Source organism: Streptomyces sp. NPDC028331 (assembly GCF_055565775.1).
This window is the reverse complement of sequence record NZ_JBVHTR010000005.1, coordinates 1-23,796: the sequence shown is the minus strand read 5'-3', so window position 1 is coordinate 23,796 and position 23,796 is coordinate 1. Positions and strand designations below refer to the sequence as shown.

19 protein-coding genes are annotated in these 23,796 nt (G+C 74.1%); 12 read left to right on the top strand and 7 right to left on the bottom strand.

The annotated features are described in order from the left end of the window. Nucleotides 1-6: 6 nt before the first annotated feature. Nucleotides 7-201 (bottom strand): hypothetical protein, encoded by a 195-nt coding sequence (locus ACZ4SW_RS08095; RefSeq protein WP_263228856.1) that lies wholly within the window; start codon nt 199-201, stop codon nt 7-9. A gap of 300 nt (nt 202-501) precedes the next feature. On the opposite strand from ACZ4SW_RS08095, the gene ACZ4SW_RS08090 reads away from it, so the two are divergent. The 5 genes from ACZ4SW_RS08090 (at nt 502) to ACZ4SW_RS08070 (ending at nt 5,978) form a co-directional block, all read left to right on the top strand. Continuing rightward, nucleotides 502-894 carry an ankyrin repeat domain-containing protein gene (locus ACZ4SW_RS08090; RefSeq protein ID WP_468239486.1) on the top strand — a complete coding sequence of 131 codons (393 nt, stop codon included), beginning with the start codon at nt 502-504 and terminating at the stop codon, nt 892-894. 300 nt (nt 895-1,194) lie between these two features. Further along, the gene (locus ACZ4SW_RS08085; protein ID WP_468239484.1) at nt 1,195-2,613 is read left to right on the top strand and encodes a HEAT repeat domain-containing protein; all 1,419 of its coding nucleotides are present in this window, start codon (nt 1,195-1,197) and stop codon (nt 2,611-2,613) included. 139 nt (nt 2,614-2,752) lie between these two features. After that, complete coding sequence (locus ACZ4SW_RS08080; protein WP_468239482.1) at nt 2,753-3,919, top strand: glycosyltransferase family 4 protein; 1,167 nt, start codon at nt 2,753-2,755, stop codon at nt 3,917-3,919. Beyond that, nucleotides 3,916-5,127, top strand: a complete 1,212-nt coding sequence (locus ACZ4SW_RS08075; RefSeq protein WP_468239480.1) for a glycosyltransferase — start codon at nt 3,916-3,918, stop codon at nt 5,125-5,127. The genes ACZ4SW_RS08080 and ACZ4SW_RS08075 overlap by 4 nt, the downstream gene beginning before the upstream one ends. After that, nucleotides 5,124-5,978: an SGNH/GDSL hydrolase family protein gene (locus ACZ4SW_RS08070; RefSeq protein ID WP_468239477.1), complete on the top strand. Its 855-nt coding sequence runs from the start codon at nt 5,124-5,126 to the stop codon at nt 5,976-5,978. Before ACZ4SW_RS08075 ends, ACZ4SW_RS08070 begins: the two co-directional genes overlap by 4 nt. A 259-nt stretch (nt 5,979-6,237) precedes the next feature. Here ACZ4SW_RS08070 and ACZ4SW_RS08065 read toward each other — a convergent pair whose 3' ends face one another. From ACZ4SW_RS08065 to ACZ4SW_RS08045, 5 genes are all read right to left on the bottom strand, one after another. Then, complete coding sequence (locus ACZ4SW_RS08065; protein ID WP_468239474.1) at nt 6,238-7,107, bottom strand: 5-oxoprolinase subunit C family protein; 870 nt, start codon at nt 7,105-7,107, stop codon at nt 6,238-6,240. Further along, complete coding sequence (locus ACZ4SW_RS08060) at nt 7,107-7,721, bottom strand: 5-oxoprolinase subunit B family protein (RefSeq protein ID WP_468239472.1); 615 nt, start codon at nt 7,719-7,721, stop codon at nt 7,107-7,109. Before ACZ4SW_RS08060 ends, ACZ4SW_RS08065 begins: the two co-directional genes overlap by 1 nt. After that, the gene (locus tag ACZ4SW_RS08055; RefSeq protein WP_468239470.1) at nt 7,718-8,470 is read right to left on the bottom strand and encodes a LamB/YcsF family protein; all 753 of its coding nucleotides are present in this window, start codon (nt 8,468-8,470) and stop codon (nt 7,718-7,720) included. Before ACZ4SW_RS08055 ends, ACZ4SW_RS08060 begins: the two co-directional genes overlap by 4 nt. A gap of 71 nt (nt 8,471-8,541) precedes the next feature. Continuing rightward, nucleotides 8,542-9,387, bottom strand: a complete 846-nt coding sequence (locus tag ACZ4SW_RS08050) for a putative hydro-lyase (RefSeq protein ID WP_468239467.1) — start codon at nt 9,385-9,387, stop codon at nt 8,542-8,544. After that, nucleotides 9,384-10,703 carry an MFS transporter gene (locus ACZ4SW_RS08045; RefSeq protein WP_468239465.1) on the bottom strand — a complete coding sequence of 440 codons (1,320 nt, stop codon included), beginning with the start codon at nt 10,701-10,703 and terminating at the stop codon, nt 9,384-9,386. The genes ACZ4SW_RS08050 and ACZ4SW_RS08045 overlap by 4 nt, the downstream gene beginning before the upstream one ends. Nucleotides 10,704-10,867: 164 nt before the next feature. Here ACZ4SW_RS08045 and ACZ4SW_RS08040 point away from each other — a divergent pair, with 164 nt between their 5' ends. The 4 genes from ACZ4SW_RS08040 to ACZ4SW_RS08025 all read left to right on the top strand — a co-directional run bounded on the left by ACZ4SW_RS08040 (nt 10,868) and on the right by ACZ4SW_RS08025 (nt 18,807). After that, nucleotides 10,868-11,563 (top strand): GntR family transcriptional regulator, encoded by a 696-nt coding sequence (locus tag ACZ4SW_RS08040; RefSeq protein WP_468239463.1) that lies wholly within the window; start codon nt 10,868-10,870, stop codon nt 11,561-11,563. Between the two features lie 104 nt (nt 11,564-11,667). Continuing rightward, nucleotides 11,668-13,194 carry a hypothetical protein gene (locus ACZ4SW_RS08035; protein ID WP_468239461.1) on the top strand — a complete coding sequence of 509 codons (1,527 nt, stop codon included), beginning with the start codon at nt 11,668-11,670 and terminating at the stop codon, nt 13,192-13,194. 46 nt (nt 13,195-13,240) lie between these two features. Continuing rightward, the gene (locus ACZ4SW_RS08030; RefSeq protein WP_468239459.1) at nt 13,241-14,122 is read left to right on the top strand and encodes a hypothetical protein; all 882 of its coding nucleotides are present in this window, start codon (nt 13,241-13,243) and stop codon (nt 14,120-14,122) included. Nucleotides 14,123-14,187: 65 nt separating this feature from the next. Continuing rightward, entirely contained in the window at nt 14,188-18,807 is a 4,620-nt protein-coding gene (locus ACZ4SW_RS08025) for a coiled-coil domain-containing protein (RefSeq protein WP_468239457.1), read from the top strand. A 226-nt stretch (nt 18,808-19,033) separates the two neighbouring features. Here ACZ4SW_RS08025 and ACZ4SW_RS08020 read toward each other — a convergent pair whose 3' ends face one another. Beyond that, nucleotides 19,034-19,645 (bottom strand): hypothetical protein, encoded by a 612-nt coding sequence (locus ACZ4SW_RS08020; RefSeq protein WP_468240307.1) that lies wholly within the window; start codon nt 19,643-19,645, stop codon nt 19,034-19,036. A gap of 421 nt (nt 19,646-20,066) precedes the next feature. On the opposite strand from ACZ4SW_RS08020, the gene ACZ4SW_RS08015 reads away from it, so the two are divergent. Genes ACZ4SW_RS08015 through ACZ4SW_RS08005 form a run of 3 tightly spaced genes read left to right on the top strand, consistent with a single transcriptional unit; the run spans nt 20,067 to nt 23,698 of the window. Then, entirely contained in the window at nt 20,067-22,856 is a 2,790-nt protein-coding gene (locus tag ACZ4SW_RS08015; protein ID WP_468239455.1) for a sensor histidine kinase, read from the top strand. Further along, nucleotides 22,853-23,293 carry a roadblock/LC7 domain-containing protein gene (locus tag ACZ4SW_RS08010; protein WP_468239453.1) on the top strand — a complete coding sequence of 147 codons (441 nt, stop codon included), beginning with the start codon at nt 22,853-22,855 and terminating at the stop codon, nt 23,291-23,293. Before ACZ4SW_RS08015 ends, ACZ4SW_RS08010 begins: the two co-directional genes overlap by 4 nt. 9 nt (nt 23,294-23,302) lie before the next feature. Continuing rightward, a complete protein-coding gene (locus ACZ4SW_RS08005) occupies nt 23,303-23,698 on the top strand; it encodes a DUF742 domain-containing protein (RefSeq protein ID WP_468239450.1) in 396 nt (131 codons plus the stop codon). Nucleotides 23,699-23,796 lie beyond the last annotated feature (98 nt).

Sequence of the window (23,796 nt, the reverse complement as noted above, 5' to 3'; positions counted from 1 at the left end):
GCCGGTTCAGAAGTTGATCCCGCCCAGGAGGCCCGCGAGACTCGCCCCGCCGGCCTTGATGCTCGGCGCGATGGCGGTGCTCGAGAGGTAGAACCCGAAGAGCCCGCAGGTCATGGCGTGCCGACCCTTGAGGCCGTCCTTGCGGCAGAACAGGAAGACGATGGTGCCGAGCAGCAGGACACCCGAGATGTTCAGAATCATTTGCTCTCTCCTGGTTCACGGGGACAGTCACCATGAGTCCTTCCAGGCTCACAGAATGTATCCATACGATAAAAGGTGCAACTGGGTGAAATTCGCCGGATTTCCCACGGTCGGCGGAGCCCTCGCTCACCGCTTGACCGGCCCTGACGCCTCCACGGGGGTTGCCGTGATCTTTGCCGGGTGCGGTGCCGGTCATGTGCCGCGGAAGCCAGTACGCTGGCGATTCACCCGTACGGGTCACCGGCCCCGGCATCATGGGGCACCAGTACCAGCAGCCGTAGCGGAGAGGCGGTCCGGCCGATGAGTGAAGCCCCCGACCCCGAGGTCGTGGAGCTCGCGACCAGGATCTTCGACCTGGCGCGCCGAGGCGAGACCGAGGCGCTCGTGGCATACGTCGACGCGGGCGTTCCGGCCAACCTCACCAACGACCGCGGCGACACCCTCGTGATGCTCGCCGCCTACCACGGCCACGCCGACGCCGTCCGGGCCCTGCTCGAGCGCGGCGCGGAGGCCGACCGGGCCAACGACCGAGGCCAGACACCGCTCGCCGGAGCCGTCTTCAAGGGCGGGACCGAGGTCATCCGGGCCCTCCTCGACGGCGGCGCCGACCCGGCCGCGGGAACCCCCTCGGCGATCGACACCGCCAGGATGTTCGGCAAGACGGACCTGCTCGAACTCTTCGGCGCACACTGATCCGAACACACTGACCAGCGAAAACGACGAAAACGGGGGAGGCGGTACCGGACCGCCCGAAATAAGGTCGCGGCAGCGCGAGAGGCCGGGTCATCATGACGTCGTGATTCACGGACGTGAGGGCCGGGCAGGTGATGCCGCACCGCGCGGACCGTGATCGGTCCACACGGGCCACCAACGAGAGGCAGAGGAAGATGGTCTACAACAAGCAAGAGACGGCGGGCGCCCCGACGTGTTGTCTCGCGGCCAGGTAATGCGTGTTCCCCGGTTGCGTCGACGCTTGATGTGAGGCTGTTTCCCATGTTCGAACCGGTCATAGCGCCCAGCGGTACGCTGCTCGGCCTGCTCCAGCGGGGCCGCGGCGACGGCACACTGCACGCGCTCACCGCCCCCCGCGCCGAGGCGCTCGCGGCCCTCGACCACTGTGTCCTGCGCGACCCCCGCCACGACTGGCAGGTGGAGAACCGCTCCCTGTACTACGCCCGGCTCTACCTCGACCTGGGCGGCGAGCTGGACGCCATCGAGGCGCACCTGTTCGGCGCCGAGGACGTCCTCGACGCGGACGAGTGCCGCACCGGACTCGCGCTGGCCGTCCTCGGGCACCTCGCGTCGTACGGCAGGCGCGACGCGCTCGAACTGCTGCGCAGGTACGCCGCCTCGGGCACCAACTGGGCGTGGGCCCTGGACGAACTGGCGCTGCGCGACGACGACGCGGGCCTGCGCGCCCTGGCCGCCCCAGTCCTCGCCCGTTTCCCGGCCGACGCCGAGGGCGAGGCCGAACTGGCCGCCGCCGTCCGGGACGCCTTCGAACCACGCCCCTGGCGGCTGTGGGCCGACGACCCCCGCGAATCCATCGCCACACGGGTGCGTGCCGCACAGGAGGCCGGCTGCTTCGACCGCTGGCAGCGGCAACTGCGACCGCAGGGGCCGCGCCCCGGGTGGAGCGTGCAGGCCGTCTTCGACTGGGCCCAGCAGGGCATCGAACGCGGTGCCGCGCTGCACGTGCCCGCCGCGCGGTGCCTCATCGCCGTCGCCGGACCGGAGGACCGCTCCGAGATCGTCGAGGCCGCCCGCTCGGGGAGCGACGGAGCCCGCTCGACGGCGCTGCGTTACCTCGCGGACACCAACGATCCCGACGCCCTCGAGCTCATCGAGGACGCCGTGTCCACGGGTTCCGCGCTCGTCGTCGACGCGGCCGTGGACGCCTTCGAACGCATGCGCAGTCTCGCGGCCGTGGACCGGGCACGGCGCTGGGCCCGCCGGCCCGACGCTCTCGGGGCCGCCGCCGGGCGCATGCTCGCCTGCCGTGGCGGTGCCCAGGACAGCGATCTGGTGCTCGCGGCGCTCCGGGAGGCCGTCCGGGGCGAGGGGCCCGACGCGCCGACCCTGTGGACCCTCGTCGACGGCGCCGGGCGGCTCGGCATCGCCTGCGCCGCACCCGTCCTGCGCCATGTCTACCGCGAGACCGCCTCCTCCCATCTCCGCGGACGTGCCGCCCGTGCGCTCGCCGCCACGGACCCCTCCTTCCCCTCCGGATTCGCCGTCGAATGCCTCTGGGACTGCGAGGAGTCCACCCGCGAGATCGCCGCACGGCACGCCGAGACGGGAGACGCCCGCGTCGTGGAGCGGCTGCGCCGGCTCGCCGCGGACCCCGCCGAGGAGGCCGAGGTGCAGACCGCCGTACGCAGCCGGATCGGGCCCGACATGCCGGCCGCGTGAACATCCGGTGACCCGCGTGTCAGCAGCGCGTGGACACGGACCCGCCTGCTCGGCCGTGCAGCACAACGCTCATGGGACGTTCCCCGGCCGGAAAGATCGACGTTGACGCGGCCACGTCCGGCACGGCGAGAACACGGGTATGCGTGTCGTCATCGTGACCGAATCCTTTCCCCCCGATGTGAACGGCGTGGCCCACTGCGCGCTGCAGACCGCCCGGCACCTCGTCGATCGCGGTCATGCTCCCCTCGTCGTCGCTCCGGCCTCCCCCAAGGTCTCGGCTCCGCTCGACCTGGGGGGCACCCCCACAGCCGGCACCGGGCCCGACGCCCTCGCGCCGTGCCCCGTCGTCCGTGTCCCCTCCCTGCCGCTCCCCGGCTACCCCCAGGTGCGCGTGGCACTCCCCAGCCGACGCGTCGCCGCGGCCATCGTCGAGCACCGCGCCGACGTCGTGCACCTGGCCAGCCCCTTCATCCTCGGCGTCCGCGGCATGGCGGCCGCCGCCCGGCTCGGCATCCCCGCCGTCGCCGTCTACCAGACCGACCTCGCCGGCTACGCCCGCACCTACATGGGCGCCGGCGAGGCGGCGGCCTGGCGGCGCATCCGCTCCGTGCACGCCGCCGCAGACCGCACCCTCGCGCCCTCCAGCGCCGCCCTGCACGACCTCGAGGCACACGGCGTACCCCGGGTGCAGTTGTGGCCGCGCGGCGTCGACACCGTACGTTTCCGGCCAGATCTCCGCGACGAGGCGATCCGCCGGGAGCTCGCCCCGAACGGTGAGCTGATCGTCGGCTACGTCGGCCGGCTCGCCCCCGAGAAGCACGTCGAACTCCTCGCCGGCGCCTGCGGCCTGGAGGGCGTGCGCGTCGTCGTGGTGGGCGACGGGCCGAGCGAGACCACCCTGCGCGCCGCCCTGCCGGGCGCCGCCTTCCTGGGCCGCCGCACCGGCGACGAACTCGCCCGCATCTTCGCCTCCTTGGACGTCTTCGTGCACACCGGCCCCTTCGAGACGTTCTGCCAGACCGTGCAGGAGGCCATGGCGAGCGGCGTGCCGGTCGTCGCGCCCGCGGCGGGCGGCCCGCTCGACCTGGTGGCCCATGGCCGCACCGGCCTGCTGGTGCCGCCCGGGGACGCGGCCGCCGTGCGGGACGCCGTGTGGTCCCTGGCCGCCGACCCGGCGCTGCGGGCCGCGTACGGGGCCGCCGCGCGCACCATGGTCGAGGGCCGCACCTGGGCGGCCGTCGGCGACCAGCTCATCGGCCACTACGCGGACGTGCTGGCCTCGCGCAGGACGGTGGTGGCGGCATGAGCTTCGCCACCGAGCGCACCGGCGCCGGTCTGCGCATCGTGCGGCTCGCCAACTTCGTCGCCCCGGCGTCCGGCGGTCTGCGGACCGCGCTGCGCGAGCTGGGCCAGGGCTTCCGGGAGGCCGGACACGAGCCGGTGCTCATCGTGCCCGGCGAGCGCCACACCGACGAGATGACCGAGCAGGGCCGGGTCATCACCCTGCCCGGGCCGCTGCTGCCCGGCACCGGCGGCTACCGCGTCCTGGTCGACAAGCACCGCGTCGCCGCCCTCCTGGAGGAACTGGATCCCGACCGCCTGGAGGTCTCCGACCGCACGACGCTGCGCTGGACCGGGAAGTGGGCCCGCCGCGCCCGGGTCCCCGCCGTGATGGTCTCCCACGAGACCGCCGACGGCGTCCTGCGCACCTGGGGCCTGTCCGAGTCCATGTCCCGGCGTGCCGCCGACGCCCTCAACATCCGTACGGCGCACACCTACGCGCGCGTGGTGTGCACCACCGAGTTCGCCGAGCGGGAGTTCGTGCGGATCGGCGCCCGCAACGTCGTACGGGCACCGCTGGGCGTCGACCTCGAACAGCGGCACCCGGCGCTGCGGGACGCGGGGCTGCGCGAACGGTACGCGCGCGGCGACGAGACGCTGCTCGTCATGTGCTCCCGGCTGTCCGTGGAGAAGAAGCCCGGCACGGCCCTGGACGCCCTGGAGGCGCTGCTGCAGCGCGGGCGGCGTGCGGTACTGGTGGTCGCCGGGGACGGGCCGCTGCGGGCCCGGCTCGAGCAGCGGGCCGAGGAGCGACGACTGCCCGTCACCTTCCTCGGGCACGTCGCCGACCGGCACCTGCTCGGCGCACTGCAGGCCACGGCCGACGTGTGCCTGGCTCCGGGGCCCGCCGAGACGTTCGGGCTCGCCGCGCTGGAGGCGATGGCGTGCGGCACGCCCGTGGTGGCCAGCGCCTTGTCCGCGCTGCCCGAGGTGATCGGCTCGGCCGGGGCGACCGCCGTGAACACCGGCGAGGCCTTCGCCGACGCGGTCGAGCTGCTCATGGAGCGGTCCGAGGGCGAGCGGCGGGAGGCGGCACGCGCGCGTGCCGAGTGCTTCGGCTGGAAGACGGCGGTGGACGCGTTCCTCGCGGCCCACGACGCCCTGCCGTGCGAGGCGCCGACGGCGGCCGGCGACGCCCGCCCGCGGGAGGCGGCCCGGGAGGGCGCGCGATGAGACCCCTGCGGTTCGTCGCGCTCGGCGACTCGCTGACGGAAGGCGTGGGCGACCCCGTCGGGGACACCTGGCGGGGATGGGCCGCGCTCCTCGCCGGCGGGCTCGCCCCGGCGGAAACCCCCGCGCAGTTCACCAACCTCGCCGTCAGCGGCGCCCAGACCCGGGACGTCCTGGAGCGGCAGACCCCGGCCGCGCTCGACCTGCGCCCCGACGTCGTCTCCGTGGTCATCGGCGTCAACGACACCCTGCGCTGCACCTTCGACATCCACGCCGTGGCCGCCCGTCTCGACCAGGTGTACGCCGCGTTCCGCGCTCAGGGCGCGGTGCTGCTCACGGCCTGCCTGCCCGACCCGGGAACGATGCTGCGGCTGCCCGGAGCGCTGGCGCGCCCGCTGGCGCGGCGGCAGCGGGCGGTCAACACGGTCGTGCACGCGCTGTCCGAACGCTACGGGGCGGTGCATCTGCACGCCGCGGACGGGGACTGGACCGGCGACCGCGCGATGTGGAGCGCGGACCGGCTGCACCCGGGGGAGCGCGGGCACCGGCAGCTCGCCCTGCGCTTCCACGCGCTGCTCGCCGAGGCGGGCCTCGCGACCGGCACGGTGCCCTCGGCGGAGCCCGAGTTCGCGGCACCCAGCCGCTCGGCGAGCCTGTGGTGGCTGGCCACCGCCGGGACGGGCTGGGTGGCCCGGCGGTGCACCGATCTGCTGCCGCAACTGCTCACGCTGGCCGCGGACGAGGTGCGCCACAAGGCCAGAGGGACCAGCGCCCGCCTGGACCTGAGCGCCTCGCACGCGGTGACGTCCGCGCTGGCCGCACTGTCGGTGGCGGAGCAGCCGGACGCGGCGTGAGCGGTCCGCACGGATGCGGTCCACGGCTGGGCCGCCGCCTGCCGGGTCGCGCTCCACGGCCGGGATGGCACTTCCCAGGCCGCCTGCGCCCGTGCGTCGCCGGAGGCGGCCACGCGACGCCGGCGACGTGCGCGTGAAACCCGGCGGCCGTGGGGGCCCTCGGAAGCGGCCGCCACGGCGGACTCCGAGACCGGCGCATTCGCGGCCGCTTCACGACTCGGCGCCGGTGAGGAGAGGACGCCGGCCGGAAGCCGGGCCCCTACCGGCGGCCGACCGCCGTGAACCGCACCGGGGTGCCCGGGGCGGCCTGGGCGGCGGCCGCGAGATCGGCGGCCCGGACGACCGCGATCACCGGGTACCCCCCGGTGGTCGGATGGTCGGCCAGGAAGACGACCGGACGGCCGTCGGGCGGCACCTGCACCGCGCCCAGAACCATGCCCTCACTGGGGAGTTCACCGATCCGGGCACGCTCCAGGGCGGGGCCTTCCGTGCGCAGGCCGATGCGGTTGCTCGCGGCGGACACCCGGTACGCACGCGTGACGAACGTGCGCAGCGCGTCCTGGGTGAACCAGTCGGCGCGCGGGCCGAGCGTGACCCGCAGCACCAGCTCGGCCGGCGGACCCGGCTGGGGAACGGTGTCCACGTGCGCGTGACGCCCGGCCGGCGCCCCCAGGGGCAGCACGGCACCGTCCGCGAGCGGCGGCGGGCCGAGCCCGGAGAGCAGGTCGGTGGAGCGGCTGCCGAGCACCGGCTCCACGGCCACTCCGCCCGCGACTCCGACGTAACCGCGTACTCCGGCCCGCGCGGGCCCCACGTCCAGCAGCGCCCCGCCCGGCACGCGCACCGGCGCCCCCCAGGGAGCGGGGCGGCCGTCCACGGTGACCGCGCAGGGAGCGCCGCCGACCGCGACGGTGACCTCCGAACGCGGGCGCAGCGCACAGCCGTTGAGTGTGGTCTCCAGGACGGCGGCTTCCGGCGGATTGCCGACCAGCCGGTTCACCAGCGCCGCCGCGGGCGCGTCGAGCGCTCCGGAGCGCGGCACCCCGAGATGGGCGTGACCGGGCCGGCCCCGGTCCTGCACGGTGGTCAGCAGCCCGGCGCGGACGACGACGAGAGCACGGTCCGTCATCACGACCCCACCGGTACGAAGCGGACGCGGACGCCGGGGACGAGCAGTGCGGCCGGTACGCGCGCGTGGTCCCACAGCACCGCGTCGGTCGTACCGATGAGCTGCCAGCCGCCCGGCGACGAGCGCGGGTAGACCCCGGTGTACGGGCCGGCGAGGGCCACCGAGCCCGCGGGGACGGCGGTGCGCGGGGTGGACCGTCGGGGCACCTGGTAGCGGTCCGGCAGACCGGTCAGATAGCCGAACCCGGGTGCGAAACCGCAGAAGGCGACCCGGAATTCGGCCGCCGCGTGGATGCGCGCCACCTCCTGCCGCGACACGCCCCACACGGCGGCCACCTCGGCAAGATCCGGACCGTCGTACCGTACGGGGATCTCGACCGGCTCCTCCGCGCGCGAGGCGACCGGCGGGACGTCCCACCCGGCGATCTCGGCCGCGAGCCGGGCGGGCTCCGCGACGCCGTCGAGGAGGACCGTACGGGCGGCGGGGACGACCTCACGCACCGTCAGCTCGCCCGCGGCGCGACGGCGCAGCAACTCGGCGTGCAGGGCCTGCGCCTCCTCGCCGCCGGAGAGCTCGATCAGCAGCGCCTCGTCCCCGGCGGGGAGCACCCTCATGCGAAGGCCTCCACACGCACGCCCGCCGCCTCCAGCTCGGCGCGCACCCGGCGGGCCAGGTCGACCGCGCCCGGCGTGTCGCCGTGCAGGCACAAGGAGCGCGCGCGCACCGGGATCTCGCGCCCCGAGTGGGCCACGACGGTCCCGGAACGGGCGAGGCCCACCGAGCGCGCGACGACCGTGGCGGGGTCGTCGATCACCGCCCCGTCCCGGCCACGCGGCACGAGCGTGCCCTCGTCGGTGTAGGCGCGGTCCGCGAACGCCTCGGTGACGACCGGGAGCCCGGCCTTGCCGGCCACTTCCAGGAACCGCGACCCGGGCAGCCCCAGCACCGGCAGCGTCGCGTCGGCGAGCAGCACACCGTCGACGACCGCCCCGGCCTGCCGCTCGTCGTGGACCACCCGGTTGTAGAGCGCGCCGTGCGGCTTCACATACGACACACGGGAGCCCGCCGCACGCGCGAAGACCTCCAACGCGCCGATCTGGTACGCCACTTCGGCGGCCAGCTCGTCGGGCGGCACGTCCATCGAGCGCCGTCCGAAACCGGCCAGGTCCCGGTAGGAGACCTGGGCGCCGATCCGTACGCCGCGCTCGGCCGCCAGTTCGCACACCCGGCGCATGGTGGCCGCGTCTCCGGCGTGGAAGCCGCAGGCAACGTTGGCGCTCGTGACGACCGACAGCAGCCGCTCGTCGTCGGTGAGCTGCCAGCGGCCGAAGCCCTCGCCGAGATCGGCGTTCAGATCGATCATGGTCCCTCCTGGTCGGGCCCGTCGGGCGACCCGGTACCGGTCGTCCTCGGGCGATGCGGCACCGGCCGTCGTCAGGCGATCCGGTACTGGTCGTCGCGGGCGTCCGTGATGAACATCTGCCCCGGTGCGTGGGTGATGGCGAACGGCGGGCGCGAGGCCGTCACCGCGGCCTGCGGGGTCACGCCACAGGCCCAGAACACCGGGATGTCGTCCGGTTCGGCGTCCACCGGGTCGCCGAAGTCGGGCCGGCCCAGGTCCTCGATGCCGAGGACCGACGGATCGCCGCAGTGTACGGGGCTGCCGTGCACCGCGGGGAGGAGACTGCTCTCCCGGATCGCGGCGGACAGGTGCTGCGGCGGGACCGGGCGCATGGACACCACCATGGGACCGTGCAGCCGCCCGGCCGGACGGCAGGGGCGGGCGGTGACGTACATCGGGACGTTGCGGCCCTGCTCGATGTGGCGCAGGGGCACGCCCGCCTCGCCGAGCGCCCACTCGAAGGTGAAGCTGCACCCGATGAGGAACGACACCAGGTCGTCCCGCCAGTGGGCGCGCACGTCCGTCGGCTCGTCCACGAGTTCGCCGTCCTGCCACACCCGGTAGCGCGGCAGATCGGTGCGCAGGTCGGCGCCCTCCGCGAGGACCGTCGTGGGGGAGCCCGCGTCGGTGACGTCCAGGACCGGACAGGGCTTCGGGTTGCGCTGGCAGAACAGCAGCGTGTCGTACGCCCAGTCGGCCGGCACGGAGATCAGGTTGACCTGGGTGTGGCCCGCGGCGACCCCGGCGGTGGGGCCGCTCAGGCCTTCCCGGACCCGGGCCCGGGCGTCCTTCGCGCTCCACGCGTGCGCGTGCTCGTCGACGAGGAGCAGGGGGCGGTCTTCGGCGAGGGCCGGGGAGTGCTCTTCCGTACGGTTCACCGCAGTTCCTTCCCGCGCGTCTCCGGCAGGCCCAGCAGCGCCAGTGCCGCGATCCCGTACCCGATCGCCCCGAAGACCAGCGCACCGCCCACACCCCAGCGGTCGGCCAGGAAGCCCACCAGGGTCGGGAAGGCGGCGCCCACGGCGCGGCCGGTGTTGTAGGTGAAGCCCTGCCCGGTGCCGCGCACCGCCGTCGGGTACAGCTCGCTCAGGTACGACCCGAAGCCGCTGAAGATGGCCGACATGCAGAACCCGAGCGGGAAGCCGAGCACCAGCAGGACGGTGTTGGCGCCGCTCGGGATGTTCGCGTACGCCAGGATGCAGATCGCCGACAGCAGGGCGAAGAGCCAGATGTTGCGCCTGCGGCCGAGCCGGTCGGTGAGGTGACCGCCGGTGAGGTAGCCGAGGAAGGCCCCGGAGATCAGGAACGTCAGATAGGAGCCGGTGCCGACGACCGACAGGCCCCGCTCCGTCTTCAGGTAGGTCGGCACCCAGGTCGCCAGCGTGTAGTAGCCGCCCTGGACACCGGTGGAGAGCAGACCCGCGAAGACCGTCGTGCGCAGCAGGCCGGGCTGCCCGTCCCTGCCCGGCTTGAAGATCGCGGCGAAGGAGCCCTTCCGGGCGCTCTGTTGGCGCTGGGCCGTCGCCTCCGGGGCGTCGTGCACGCGGCGGCGCATCCAGATCACCAGCAGCGCGGGCAGCGCACCGGTCCAGAACATCACCCGCCAGGCCAGGTCGTCGCCCAGGAAGGAGAAGACCAGCGTGTAGACGACCGCGGCCAGCGCCCAGCCGACGGCCCAGGAGCTCTGGATCGCGCCGAGCGTACGGCCCCGGTGCCGGGCGCTCGCGTACTCGGCGACCAGGATCGCACCGACCGCCCACTCGCCGCCGAAGCCGAGCCCCTGGAGGGCGCGGAAGACCAGCAGCGTCTCGTAGCTGGGCGCGAACCCGCAGGCGACCGTGAAGACGGCGTACGTCACCACGGTGATCATCAGGGCCCTGACCCGTCCGATGCGGTCGGCGACCACACCCGCGACGGCGCCCCCGACCGCCGAGACGACCAGCGTGACCGTGGTGAACAGGCCGGTCTGGCCGCTGTCCAGGCCGAAGTACGCCGCCAGGGCGACCATGCTGAGCGGCAGCGTGAAGTAGTCGTAGGAATCCAGGGCATAGCCGCCGAAGGCACCCGCGAAGGCGCGTCGGCCGTGCGGGCCCAGGGCGCGCAGCCAGCCCAACGCGCCGTCGTCGTCAGAGCGTTCGGCCGCGCCGGGGCCGGAGTCGGTGGTCAGGGCTCGGGAGGGAGGGGTCGTGCTCATGGGCACCTCGCAGTGAGGGACGGAGGGTGCTTGCGGAACGAGCCGTGCGGTGAGCGAGCCGCGGTGGAGCGGAGCGGTGTCGTGCCAAGCAAGGTAGAGGATCGTTGAACGATCCTTCAATACTCGTGTTGTCTCGTTCTTGTATCTGCGCTTGAATTCCGGGCATGGCAGAGGAGCTGACCGGACTGGCCGACGACCGTGCCCTGCTGGGGCGGACCAGCACCGCCGAACGCGTGTCGGACATCCTCAGGAGCCGCATCGCCGACGGCTACTTCCCGCCCGGCACCCGGCTGTCGGAGGACGGCATCGGCGGCGCGCTCGGCGTCTCCCGCAACACGCTCCGCGAGGCCTTCCGGCTGCTCACGCACGAGAGGCTGCTCGTCCACGAGCTGAACCGGGGCGTCTTCGTACGGGTCCTGACGGTGGACGACGTCGAGGACATCTACCGCACCCGCACGCTCGTCGAGTGCGCCGTCGTACGGGGCCTCGGGGAGCCGCCGTACGCCGTCGACGGCCTGGCCGCTGCGGTCGCGGAGGGGCAGCGGGCGGCGCGCGAAGGCGACTGGAAAGGCGTGTCGACGGCCAACATCCACTTCCACCGCGAACTGGTCGCACTCGCCGGCAGCGAACGCACGGACGAACTGATGCGCAGCGTTTTCGCGGAACTGCGCCTGGCCTTCCACGTGGTGGCGGATGCGCGCCGGCTGCACGAGCCGTACCTGGCGCGCAACGAACAGATTCTGCGCGCCCTGCAGGCGGGGCGGCGCGAGAGGGCCGAACAGCTCCTGGCGGTCTACCTCGACGACTCCCGGGCGGGACTGGTCGAGGTGTACGCGCGCCGGGTGGCCGATGGAGGGTAGGGGCGCGGCGCCCTGACATCGGCGGCTCCGCCGCCGGTCGCGGCCGGCGGCGGCGCACCCGGCGATTTGGGTCGTTGTCAGACCCAGGACCTAATCTGTGCACCGTGACTTCGCCTGTATCGACGGATCGTGTTCCGCCCCAGCTCAGCGTGGGGCCGCGCCCCGCCTCGGGGCCGGCCGCCGACGAGGGGCTGGCCCGGCGGCTGCGCGCGCTCGCCTGCACCGCGCCACTGCACGACCTGGACGCGCGCAAGGCCAACCTGGCGGGCGAGTACTCGGTGTACGGCATGGCGGAGATCGCCCTCGCCGCCATCGACCTGGTCACGCTCAACATGGACTTCGACACGGGCGCCGACCACGACCAGATAGTCGCCCGCCTCATCCCGCGCATCGCCGCCCAGGCCCCGCAGCGCCCGTCCGCCGAACACGAGCGCGTGGCCCGCTGGGTCCTGGAGAACCTGATCAACGTCGGCAGCGTCGACCGCGGCTTCCGCGCCGTCTACGGCACGTTCGGCCCGGACGGCAGTTACGTCCGCCGCGACTACGACTTCAAGCTGATCGAAGAGGTCCCGGGCTACGGCGGAGGCGTCTACCTGCGGACCACCGACGAGGCGGTCAACGTCCTCGTCGGCGCCCTCGACACGGACGTCACCAGCGCCCAGATCGCCGCCGAGGTCAAGCTGGAGGTGCTGATCAGCCGGGGCCGCCTCGCCGACGCGCAGCTCGCCGCCGAGCAGGCGCGCTACCGGACCGTGCAGTACTCGGAGTCCCTGCGCAAGGCCCTGGACGCCACCCGGCGCAACGTCCGCGCGGTGGACTGGCTGAACGCGGTGCCGGACATGATCACCGAGGCCCTGGACCACGTCGCCGAGCGCTACCGCCACGAGAACGCGATCCTCACCAACATCCGCAAGGCCCGCGACGAGTCGGAGGACCCCGAGCAGAAGCGGCGCGCCGCCGAACTCGTCGACATCGTCAAGGACTGCATCCGCCGGCACACCCAGTTGCAGTCCCGGCTGCTGGAAGCGGGCCCGCTGTTCCGCGCCGAGCAGGACCGCCAGGCGTTCGCCACGCCGGTGGCGACTTCCGGGATCGACCTGTACGGGCATCTCGTCGCGCCCGTGCTCCCGCTGCCGCTGGAGCGGGCGACCCGCGTCACGGACGCCTTCTTCGCGCACGGCACGGGGCTGCGCACACCCTTCTCCGTGCGGGTCTCCGATCTCGTCGACCTCCTGCTGACGCCTCCGGTGGAGCGCGAGCACCTGGGCGCCGAGATGCCCGAGCCGGATCTGATCGCCACCCCGGACGACAGCAGGTTCACCGAGGAGCAGATGGCCGCCGCCATGGAACTGCTCGACCTGCCGGCGGACGCGCCACGGCGGCTGTCGGGGCTGCTGGCCGAGGCGCGCCGCAAGGACCCCGACCTGCCCTACCTGGTCGCCCTGCTGGCCGTGCACGCCGCCAGCCCGCCGGTGGGCACGGCGTACCGGCAGGGGGAGGAGAAGCTGCTGTTCGCGGTGGACGACGGCACGGAGCTGGACGACCCGGAGTTCGGCGGGGCCGACCTGATAGTCGGCACGGCCCTGCTGGACGCGGCGGGCATGGCGGCGGACCGGACGGAAGCGGCGTGACGCCGATGACCACCAGCAAGCACCACTGCACCGAGGAGCCCCAACCGTGACCGAGCACGCCGAGTGGAGCGAGCCGTCGGAAGCCGCCACCACACCGGTGAGCGGCGCCGTCACCCCCGCCGACGCCGCCGACGCGGCGCGGCTCGTCGCCTTCGGACTCCAGCCCCGACTGCAGCCCGCGCGCGACCAGGAGTACGCCGACCTGCTGCGCCGCTACCGCGAGGACCCGCCCTTCGCGCGGCTCGCCGACGCCGTCGCCACCGGGCTCGGGCTCATCGTCCTGGAGGTGTCCCCGCGCGCGGGCATGGCCGTCACCGCGGCCGAGGACTCGGTGTTCGCCGTCCGCATGGGCGACTACGCGCGTCGCACGTCGGCCGACTCCGGCGACCGCTTCCTGCACGGCCTCGCCCATCTCGCCGTCGCCGCCCTGGCGTTCCCGCGCCCCGAGGACCTCGCCGACGACGGCTACATCGGGCGCGTCACGGTCAACGGCGTCGACGCCTTCGTGCGGCAGGCCTGCCGCCGCCTGGAGGAGCGGGCCGAGGAGCAGGGCGAGAACACCGACCCGGCCACCGACGCGCCCGGACTGGAGGCGGCCTGGCGGGTCTGGGCCAGACGCAGCGCGACCGGAGCCACCAAGGACGCGCGCCGGCCGGCCGCTTCGACCACCGGCATCGTCGCGAAGGCCGTCGCGTTCCTCACCGACTCCGGCTTCCTCCAGCGCACGGGCGACGAGAACGGCGGCACGTACCGCACGACGGCGCGCTACCAGCTCCAGGTGCGTGACATGGCCGGCAGCGCCGCCCTGGCCGAACTCCTCGAACTCGGCGTCGTCCCGGTCACCGACGGCACGGCGACCCTGCTGCCCGCCGAGGACACCGACGACCTGGAGCTCGTGGCCGACGCCGGACTGCCGTTCCACTCCTGAAGCCACGCACTTCCCTCCGAACCAGCAAGACTCACCAGCAAGACTTACGACGAGAGTCCGCCGCCATGTACGAGCTGTCCCGGGTCCGCCTCTACTCCATCGGCCCGGCCGGTGCGCGCTACGCCGACACCGTGCTGGACCTGCGGGGTGTGGGTGATCCGGTACCCGAACCCGCGCCCACCCAGGCCGAGTTCTTCGAGGAGGAGCCCGTCGGGCCGCCCCGCAGGCCGGCCCCGGCGGGCGTGCTCTTCCTGGAGAACGGCGGCGGCAAGTCCGTCCTGCTGAAGCTGATCTTCTCGGTGATGCTGCCGGGCCACCGCAACACGCTCGGCGGTGCCAGCTCCGGTGTGCTGCGCAAGTTCCTCCTCGCCGACGACTGCGGCCACGTGGCCCTGGAGTGGCAGCACGTGCTGACCGGCGAGTGCGTCGTGGTCGGCAAGGTCAGCGAGTGGCGCGGGCGGCAGGTCTCCAATGACCCGCGCAAGTTCGCCGAGGCCTGGTACTCCTTCCGCCCGGGCCCCGGACTCACCCTGGACAACCTGCCCGTCGCCGAGTCCACCGCCGTACGTCCGCCTGTCGAGGGCGCCTCCGGGGCGCAGGGGCGGCGCCGCACGATGAAGGGTTTCCGGGACGCCCTGATGGAGGCGGGCAAGGCGTATCCGCACCTGGAGGTGCACTGGGAGGAGATTCACGACCGCTGGAACGAGCACCTGACGGACCTCGGTCTGGACCCCGAACTCTTCCGCTACCAGCGGGAGATGAACGCCGACGAGGGCGAGGCCGCCGGTCTGTTCGCGGTCAAGAAGGACTCCGACTTCACGGACCTGCTGCTGCGCGCCGTCACCGACACCCGGGACACCGACGGACTCGCCGACCTGGTCAGCGGCTTCGGCAACAAGCTGGGACGGCGCGCCGAGCTGATCGCCGAACGGGACTTCACCGCCGGGTCCGTGGACCTGCTCGGGCGTATCGTCGACGCCGCCGAGGCCCGCTCCCGGGCGCGTGACGTCCACGCGGGCGCCGAGCGGCGGACGCGTACGCTGGCGCGGCGGCTGTCCGCGCGCGGGGTGCAGGAGCGGATGCGCGCCGCCGACCTCGCCCAGCGGGTCACCGCGGCCGCGCACGCCGTCACCCAGGCCGAGGGCGCCCGGGAGCACAGCGCGCTGATCACGGCAGAACTCGCCTACCGGCACGCCTCCTTGGCGCTCGCCGGCGCCGAGAAGGCCGCGGCGGCGCAGAAGCGGGAGCTGGCCGACGCCCGCCAGCTCTACTCCGCGTGGCAGGCCGCGGAGGCCGTGCTGCGGCACCGTGCCGCCGCCGACCGCGTGGCGCGCGTGTCGTCCGCCATCCAGGAGGCCGAACGCGACGCCGCACCCGCGCTCGCCGCCCGCGCGAAGGCCGCGGTCGATCTCGTACGGGCGCTGCACGCGGCCGCCGAGAGCGCCGAGTCCCTCGCCAACGAGGAGGAGGAGCGGTCCGCCGCCCTGCAGGAGGTGAGCGAGTCCGCCTACCGGGATTCGACCGCGGCCGCCACCGAGGCACAGCGCGCCCGCAGCGAGGCCGGGCACCTGCGCCAGCGGCTCACCGAGGTCGAACAGGAGACCGCGGAGGCCGTCCGCGCGGGCTGGCTGGAGGACAGCGCGCCCGACGCGGACCCGGCGCGGGCCGCGCTCGCCGCGAGCGACGCCGAGAAGACCGCCGTCGCCGCCTGGGACGCCGCACGCGAGGCCTCCCGCCGCGCCTCGGAGCACGCGCGCGAGACGGCCTCCGCGGAGTCCCGCGCGGAACTCACGGCGGCCCGCGCGGCGGACGCGGCCACGGCCGCCGAACGGGCCTACGAAGCCGAGCGGCGCACCGCCGAGGCGCTGGCGGGCGAGGAGCGCCTGGCCGAACTGCTGAGCCTGTCCGGCACCGGCACAGGCCCCAGGGTTCCGGCACCACGGAGGGACGAGGACGGCCACGACGCCGGGACGGCCGGCGGCGCCCTCACCGCCGAGGAACTGGACCGCTTCGCCGACGAACTGCGCGAACTGCTCGACGACTCCGTCTCCTCCGCCGAGCGGCAGCTCTTCGAGCTGCGCACCGCGGCGGCCGACGACGCCCGTATCCTCGGCGCCCTGGGCGAGGGCGGGCTGCTGCCTCCGGGCCCGGACGTGCTCGCGACCGTCGAGTACCTCGGGGAGCACGGCATTCCCGCGCTCCCCGGCTGGCGCTACCTGGCCCAGGCCGTCGACCCGGCCGACCACGCCCGCGTGCTGGCCGCCCGTCCGGAGCTGGTCGACGGCGTGATCATCACCGACCCCGACTCGCACGCCCGGGCCCGACGCGCGCTGAGCGAGGCCTCGCTGCTGCCCCGCTCCGCCGTCGCCGTCGGCACCGCCGCCGCGCTGCTCGCCCCGGCCCCGCCCGCCGACGAGCGCGACAGCGGCGTCTTCCTCGTTCCGCCGAACCCGGCCATGCACGACGAGCACGCCGCCGACGAGGAGCGGCAGGCGCTGCGCGCCCGCGCCACCGAGCGGGACGAGGAGATCCGGGCACTCGCGGCCCGGCTTGCCAAGGACCGCGAACTCGCCGCCCGGCTCGCCTCCTGGCGCACGGGATGCCCCGCGGGCCGGCTCACCGAGCTGGCGCAGGCCGCGCGGGAGGCCCGCGCGTTCGCCGAGGAGACCGAGGCGGAGCTGGCCGAGGCGCGCACCGCCCGGGCCGAGGCCGAAGAGACGGCCGCCGAGGCCGCGCAGGTGCGCGACGAGCGCCAGGAGGCCGCGCAGAAGGCCCGCCGTGCCGCAGACGCCCTCGCCGGACTCGCCTTCCGGCTGCGTGAACGCGCCGGCTGGCAGGTCAAGCTGCGCGAACTCGCCGACGAGGCGGTCGAGGCCGAGGTCCGCGCCCAGGCCTGCCTGGAGCGCGCCCGCGCCGCCGACGAGGACCGGCGCGCCGCCCAGCGCGCCGCCGACGACGCGCGCCGTACGGCGCGCGCGCTGCGCGCCGAGCGCTCGGAGATCGCGGGCGCCCCCGACGACGTACCGGAGGACGACACGGACGCGCCGAAGGCGTCCCTGCCCGCCCTCCGCGAGGCCTACCGGGCCGCCTCCCAGGTCTACGAGAAGGTCGGCGTCGGCGCCGACCTGCGCGCCGAGCAGGCACGGGCCGAGAGCGACGAGTCCGCGGCACGCGCCGAGCTCGACCGGCTCAGCAACAAGGTGCGCACCCGCGCCGAACAGCTCCTCGCCTCCCCCGACGGCTCCGACGGGCCGTCCCGGCAGGCCGCCGCCGCGCGCGCCGAGGAGCTGGTGCAACTCCTGGAGACCCGGATGTCCTCCGCCAGCGAGCAGCTCGGCCGGCTGCGCGGCGAGGCCGAGCGGCACGCCCCGGAGAACGGCGAGGCCCACACCGCACTGCCCGAGGAGCTGGTGCCTCGCGACACCGAGCACGCCCAGGCCCTGCTGCGCACCGCGACCGCCGAACTCGCCTCCCGCACCGAGGCCCTGAGCCAGGCCCGCGAGGCCCACGCAGAACTCCTGGAGGCCCACCGGGCCGCCGAGGACGCGGCGAGCGGCTTCGACGAGATCGCCGCGATGCTCCGCGATCTGTTGCGCGAACACGCTGCGGAGGAGGAACAGGAGGAGCCGGAGCCCTACCCCGGCACGCTCGAGGAGGCCCGGAAGGCCGCCGCCGAGACCCGCCGTTCGCTGCGCGGCTGCGCCGCCGACCTGTCCGCCGCCGAGGCGGCCGTACGCGAGGCGAGCGACGTACTCGTACGGCACGCCAACTCGACCCGGTACGAGCAGGTCCGCACCCCGGCTCGCCAGCAGATCCGCGAACTGCCCGCGTCCGCGCTGCCGGAGCACGCGCAGCGGTGGGCGGAGGCGTTCGCCCCCCGGCTGCGGGTTCTGACCGACGAGCTGGCGCAACTGGAGCGCAACCGGGACTCGATCGTGGACCGGCTGCGGGGCCTGGTGGAGTCCGCGCTGGCGACCCTGCGCTCCGCGCAGCGACTGTCCCGGCTCCCGGAGGGGCTCGGCGAGTGGTCCGGGCAGGAGTTCCTGCGGATCCGCTTCGAGGAGCCCGACCAGGCCACGCTCATCGAGCGGCTCGGCGAGGTGATCGACGAGGCGACCCGTGCCGCCGTCAGGAAGAACTCCGACCTGCGTCGCGACGGCATGTCCCTCCTTCTGCGCGGCGTCAGCGCGGCGCTCCAGCCCAAGGGCGTCGCCGTGGAGATCCTCAAGCCGGACGCGGTGCTGCGCGCCGAGCGGGTGCCGGTCGGGCAGATGGGCGACGTCTTCTCGGGCGGCCAGCTGCTCACCGCCGCCATCGCGCTGTACTGCACGATGGCCGCCCTGCGCTCGAACGACCGGGGCCGCGACAAGCACCGCCACGCGGGCACGCTGTTCCTGGACAACCCCATCGGACGCGCCAACGCGACCTACCTGCTGGAACTCCAGCGGGCCGTCTCGGACGCGCTCGGGGTGCAACTCCTCTACACCACCGGCCTGTTCGACACGACCGCGCTCGCGGAGTTCCCGCTGGTCATCCGGCTGCGCAACGACGCCGACCTGCGGGCAGGGCTGAAGTACATCCGGGTGGAGGAACACCTCCGGCCGGGACTGCCGCAGCAGCCCCAGGCCGGAGAGGCGGTACACAGCGAGATCACGGCGACCCGGATGTTCAAGCGGCCCGCGTGACGACCCGAGTGACGGCCCGCTCGAGCAGCTCGTCCTCCGTCTGCACATCCGGCCCGGGGGCGAGCTCGGCCCCCGCCCAGCCGCTCAGCGCGGGCTGGGAGGCGATCGGCCCGGTGGAACCGGCGGCCCTCTGAGGAACGCACCGTTGGCGCGGGCGGCCCGGTGGCGGTCCGCCCCGCCGAGCGCCCCGCCTCATGCCATCCCGGTGTGAAAGGCCGTCAGCCCGTCACGGGTGCGACAGCTGCCCGGCCCCGCCCCGTCGGCGTATGCGCTCCTGGGCCCGCTGTGCCGCCCGTGCCCGGCGGCGGGCCGTGCGGCGTTCGCGGCGCAGGGCGCGGGCCGTGCTGCTCGGGGCCGACACCACGCCATGCCGCTGCCTCCACACCTGGCGCGTCACCCAGACGTCCAGCGCGCCCCACGTGGCCACCACCGTGCTCGCCACGCTGCTCAGCACCATGGGGAACGCCAGCCAGGAGTCGGCCAGCGTGCACAGTACGGCGATGACCGCCTGGATCAGCGTCACCGCGATGATGAGGACCGCCCGCACCGCCGCCGCACGCACGGGATCCGGCAGCCGCCGCCGACGCGCGGGCTCCTCGACCCACAACGGCCGGTAGGAAGGCCGCTCCGGCCGCTCCCCGCCGGCCCCGGGGCCTCTGCGCCGCTCCTCGCCGGCGGGGCGCGGAACGCTCCGGCCGCCGACCGGGCCGCGCTCCCGTGGCACCCCTCGCTCCACGCCTGACGGCATGCCGCGATCCGGCGCCTGGGGGCCCCGTCGCGCCGCCGTGGGCGCCCCGGCGCCCGTCCCGGGTGCCCCGCGCCGCTCCGTCGTGCCCATCAACTCGTCACTCCCCACCGCCCGCAACCGCTCGTCCCGGTGTCGCCCGACACCGGCTCCCCAGTGGCTGCCCGGCTTGCGCTGTTTTACGCCGCCCGAGTGCGGCATGCGGCGCCTGTGGCCGAATCCGCCCCCAATTCCCATAGACGAAGACGATCGAAGTTCCGCCAAGATTCCCGACGAACGAAAAATTCCGGCCAAGGCGCCCCCAATTCCCGGCCGGATGCCCCGCCGTGCCGCATGCCCGTCACGGGAAGGCGATCTCCCGTAATGGCAGGACAACTGCCCACGCCCGGTGCGCTGTCCGCGGGCGGCGCGCCCGCTCGCCCCTTCGAGATACCTGTGAGTCGGTAGTAGGCTCACGCCGTTTGTTGACGCACATGTGTACCCCTGGGCCGCAGGGGTCGAGCTGGGGGAGGCCATGCGCTTTCGCGGGAAGTCCATCCGCCGGAAGATCGTGGCGCTGCTTCTCGTGCCGCTGCTCTCCCTGACCGCCGTCTGGGCCTTCGCCACGGTCCTCACCGGCCGCCAGGCCCAGTCGCTGTTCAACGTCTCCCACATCGTCGAAGAGGCCGGCTACCCCACCGAGGACACCGTCCGCGTCCTGCAGCAGGAACGCCGTCAGAGCCTCGTCTATCTCGCCGACCCGCGCGCCTCCGATTCCCTCACCGCGCTCCGCCGCAGCCGCGCGGCCACCGACGAGGTGGTGGCCAAACTCCGTCGCAACAGCAAGGACGAGGACCTGCGCGAGGACATGGGGCCGGGCACCGCCGAGCGCCTCGCCTCCATCCTGGACGCCCTCGACGGCATCACGTCCCTGCGTCGCAGCGTCGAGGACGGCACGGTCAACCGCTCCCAGGCCCTCGACCTCTACAACCGCCTGGTCGACCCCTGCTTCACGCTGCTGGCCAATCTGCACCTCCTCGACAACGTGGAGATGGACAGCCAGGGACGCGCCCTCGTCAACGTCTTCCGCGCCCGCGAACTCCTCTCCCGCGAGGACGCCCTCCTCGGCTCGGCGCTCGTCGCCGGCCGGCTCACCCGCGACGACATCCACGCCGTCTCCGACCTCGTCGCCCAGCGCTCGGTGATGTACGACGTCAGCCTGCCGCTGCTGCCGGGCTCGGAGAGCCAGCGCTTCCAGCGCTACTGGAAGAACGCCGGCACCGCACCCCTGCGCGTGGCCGAACAGACCGTCGTCGGCGCCGTCCCCGGCACCCCGCGCGGCGTCACCGCAAAGAGCTGGGACCAGGCCGCCGGCCAGGTCCTGGACCGGCTGGACCGGATGAGCACACAGGCCGACGACCGCTACCAGGACCGCGTCCGCCCTCTCGCCGTCAACGTCATCATCAAGGCGGCCATCCCCGGCGTCCTGGGCCTCGTCGCCCTCCTGATCTCCCTGATCATGTCCGTCCGGATCGGGCGGGCCCTCATCCGCGACCTGCGCCGGCTGCGCCTGGAGGCCCACGAGGCGTCCGGGGTGCGGCTGCCCAGCGTCATGCGCCGTCTCTCGGCCGGCGAACAGGTCGACGTCGAGACCGAGGTGCCCCGCCTGGAGTACGACAAGAACGAGATCGGCGAGGTCGGCCAGGCGCTCAACACCCTCCAGCGGGCCGCCGTCGAAGCCGCCGTCAAACAGGCCGAGCTGCGCGCCGGCGTCTCCGAGGTCTTCGTCAACCTCGCCCGCCGCAGCCAGGTGCTGCTGCACAGGCAGCTCACCCTGCTCGACGCGATGGAGCGCAGGACCGACGACACCGAGGAACTCGCCGACCTGTTCCGCCTCGACCACCTCACCACACGCATGCGCCGCCACGCCGAGGGCCTCGTCATCCTCTCCGGCGCCGCCCCGTCCCGGCAGTGGCGCAAGCCCATCCAGATCATGGACGTGGTGCGTGCCGCCGTGGCCGAGGTCGAGGACTACGAGCGCATCGAGGTGCGCCGGCTGCCGCGCGTCGCCGTCACCGGGCCGGCGGTCGCCGACCTGACCCATCTGGTGGCCGAGCTTCTGGAGAACGCCACCGTGTTCTCGCCGCCGCACACCGCCGTGCACGTCATGGGCGAGCGCGTTGCCAACGGCTTCACCCTGGAGATCCACGACCGCGGTCTCGGTATGACCGCCGAGGCTCTCATGGACGCCAACCTGCGGCTGGCCGAGACCCCCGAGTTCGAGCTCTCCGACACCGACCGGCTCGGCCTCTTCGTGGTCAGCCGTCTCGCCCGCCGGCAGAGTGTCCGCGTCTCCCTCCAGCCGTCGCCGTACGGCGGCACCACGGCCGTCGTCTTCGTCCCCGACACACTCCTCACCGACGAGGTCCCGGACACCAACGGCATCGGCTTCCGCCTCGACCGAGCCGTGCCCGAAAAGGCGTCCGGCACCGAGAAGGACCGGACCACGACGCTGTCCCACGCCCCCGTGAGGCTCCCGGGCCTGCCCGCGTCGATCCTGGACGGTCCCGTCGAGCTGGAGGCGCCCATCGACCTGGACGCGCTCGACGACTTCGCGGGCGGCCTCGACGACGAGGACGGCGAACGTGGCGTCTTCCGGCCCCGTCGCTCCCTCGCGGACGCCCGGGACGAGGACCACCAGCAGGCACGTGACGCGCGGCGCGAAGCCGCCCGCCGCGACGGCACCGCCCCGCCGGGCACCCCGGTCCCGCTGCCGCGCCGCCGCACCCCCAAGCTGGTCAGCTCCCACGGCCGCCCGGTGAGCGGACAGGGGCCGCGACGCTCCGGGGACGGCAAGGAGCAGAGCGCGCCCGACCGCGGCCTGACGGGGCGACAGAAAGGCCATCGTCCGTCCGGGCGGTCCGGGGAACCCACGGCGGACGCCGGACGTTCGTACGATGATCGGATCGAAGTGCCCGCCCTGCCCCAACGGCGCCGCACCCGGCCCCCGTCCGACCCGGACGGGACCACTGCGCACCGGGACGCGGCGGCCGCAGGGGCGGACGCGGGCGCGGGCCCGCTGCCCCGCCGGGTGCGGCAGGCCAGCCTCGCCCCGCAGTTGAAGGACGGCCCCGGACGGCGCGCCGAACGGGATCGGTCCGGCACCGCGAACCGGGCGGGGCTCGCCGAGCGCGACGCCGACGAGGTGCGCAGCCGTTTCGCCTCGCTCCAGCGGGGCTGGCAGCGCGGTCGCGAGGAGAACGCCGCGGGCGACGAGGCCCGGGACGGCTCAGCACGAGGAACGACAAAGGGGGACGGTCGATGACCGCACCGAAGGCCGCAGGGCCCACCGCGACCGACAAGGCGTCGGGGGAGCTGAACTGGCTCCTCGACGACCTGGTGGAGCGTGTCGCCAGCATCAGCAAGGCGCTCGTGCTCTCCAGCGACGGTCTGCCCACAGGGGTCTCCAAGGAGCTGAGCCGGGAGGACAGCGAACACCTGGCCGCGGTCGCCTCCGGATTCCACAGCCTCGCCAAGGGCGTCGGCCGCCACTTCGACGCCGGAGGGGTCCGCCAGACCATCGTCGAACTCGACGAGGCCTTCCTGTTCGTCACCGCCGCCGGCGACGGCAGCTGCCTCGCCGTGCTGTCCGACGCCGACTCCGACGTCGGTCAGGTGGCCTACGAAATGACCCTGCTCGTCAAACGGGTCGGCGCACATCTCGGGTCCGCTCCGCGCACCGATCTGCCCTCGGGCGGGTAGTGGGACTGCATGAGCCGAGACGGTCAGGGAAGCAGCCACTGGTTCGACGACGAGGCCGGACCGGTCGTCCGTCCGTACGCCATGACGCGCGGCCGCACCAGCCACGAGGTGCAGCACCGCCTCGACCTGATCGCGGTGGTCGTCACCGAACCGCACGTGGACGATCCCGAGACGGACCCGTCGCTGTCCCCGGAACACGTGAACATCGTCGAACTGTGCCGTGACACCCCCCAGTCGGTCGCCGAGCTCGCCGCCGAGCTCGATCTGCCCGTCGGCGTGGTGCGGGTCCTCGTCGGCGACCTGGTGGACGAGGAACTGGTCCACGTCACCCGTCCCGTACCGCCCGCCGAGCTGGTGGACGAGAGCATCCTGCGCGACGTGATCAACGGCCTGCGCGCCTTGTGAGCCGGGGGTGGGGGGGGGGGGGGGGGGGGGGGGGGGGGGGGGGGGGGGGGGGGGGGGGGGGGGGGGGGGGGGGGGGGGGGGGGGGGGGGGGGGGGGGG

Excerpts from the sequence above, each read along its gene's own strand:
- ACZ4SW_RS08095 (WP_263228856.1), bottom strand. The coding sequence starts at position 201 with ATGATTCTGAACATCTCGGGTGTCCTGCTGCTCGGCACCATCGTCTTC.
- ACZ4SW_RS08090 (WP_468239486.1), top strand. The coding sequence starts at position 502 with ATGAGTGAAGCCCCCGACCCCGAGGTCGTGGAGCTCGCGACCAGGATC.
- ACZ4SW_RS08085 (WP_468239484.1), top strand. The coding sequence starts at position 1,195 with ATGTTCGAACCGGTCATAGCGCCCAGCGGTACGCTGCTCGGCCTGCTC.
- ACZ4SW_RS08080 (WP_468239482.1), top strand. The coding sequence starts at position 2,753 with ATGCGTGTCGTCATCGTGACCGAATCCTTTCCCCCCGATGTGAACGGC.
- ACZ4SW_RS08075 (WP_468239480.1), top strand. The coding sequence starts at position 3,916 with ATGAGCTTCGCCACCGAGCGCACCGGCGCCGGTCTGCGCATCGTGCGG.
- ACZ4SW_RS08070 (WP_468239477.1), top strand. The coding sequence starts at position 5,124 with ATGAGACCCCTGCGGTTCGTCGCGCTCGGCGACTCGCTGACGGAAGGC.
- ACZ4SW_RS08065 (WP_468239474.1), bottom strand. The coding sequence starts at position 7,107 with ATGACGGACCGTGCTCTCGTCGTCGTCCGCGCCGGGCTGCTGACCACC.
- ACZ4SW_RS08060 (WP_468239472.1), bottom strand. The coding sequence starts at position 7,721 with ATGAGGGTGCTCCCCGCCGGGGACGAGGCGCTGCTGATCGAGCTCTCC.
- ACZ4SW_RS08055 (WP_468239470.1), bottom strand. The coding sequence starts at position 8,470 with ATGATCGATCTGAACGCCGATCTCGGCGAGGGCTTCGGCCGCTGGCAG.
- ACZ4SW_RS08045 (WP_468239465.1), bottom strand. The coding sequence starts at position 10,703 with ATGAGCACGACCCCTCCCTCCCGAGCCCTGACCACCGACTCCGGCCCC.
- ACZ4SW_RS08040 (WP_468239463.1), top strand. The coding sequence starts at position 10,868 with ATGGCAGAGGAGCTGACCGGACTGGCCGACGACCGTGCCCTGCTGGGG.
- ACZ4SW_RS08025 (WP_468239457.1), top strand. The coding sequence starts at position 14,188 with ATGTACGAGCTGTCCCGGGTCCGCCTCTACTCCATCGGCCCGGCCGGT.
- ACZ4SW_RS08020 (WP_468240307.1), bottom strand. The coding sequence starts at position 19,645 with ATGGGCACGACGGAGCGGCGCGGGGCACCCGGGACGGGCGCCGGGGCG.
- ACZ4SW_RS08015 (WP_468239455.1), top strand. The coding sequence starts at position 20,067 with ATGCGCTTTCGCGGGAAGTCCATCCGCCGGAAGATCGTGGCGCTGCTT.
- ACZ4SW_RS08010 (WP_468239453.1), top strand. The coding sequence starts at position 22,853 with ATGACCGCACCGAAGGCCGCAGGGCCCACCGCGACCGACAAGGCGTCG.
- ACZ4SW_RS08005 (WP_468239450.1), top strand. The coding sequence starts at position 23,303 with ATGAGCCGAGACGGTCAGGGAAGCAGCCACTGGTTCGACGACGAGGCC.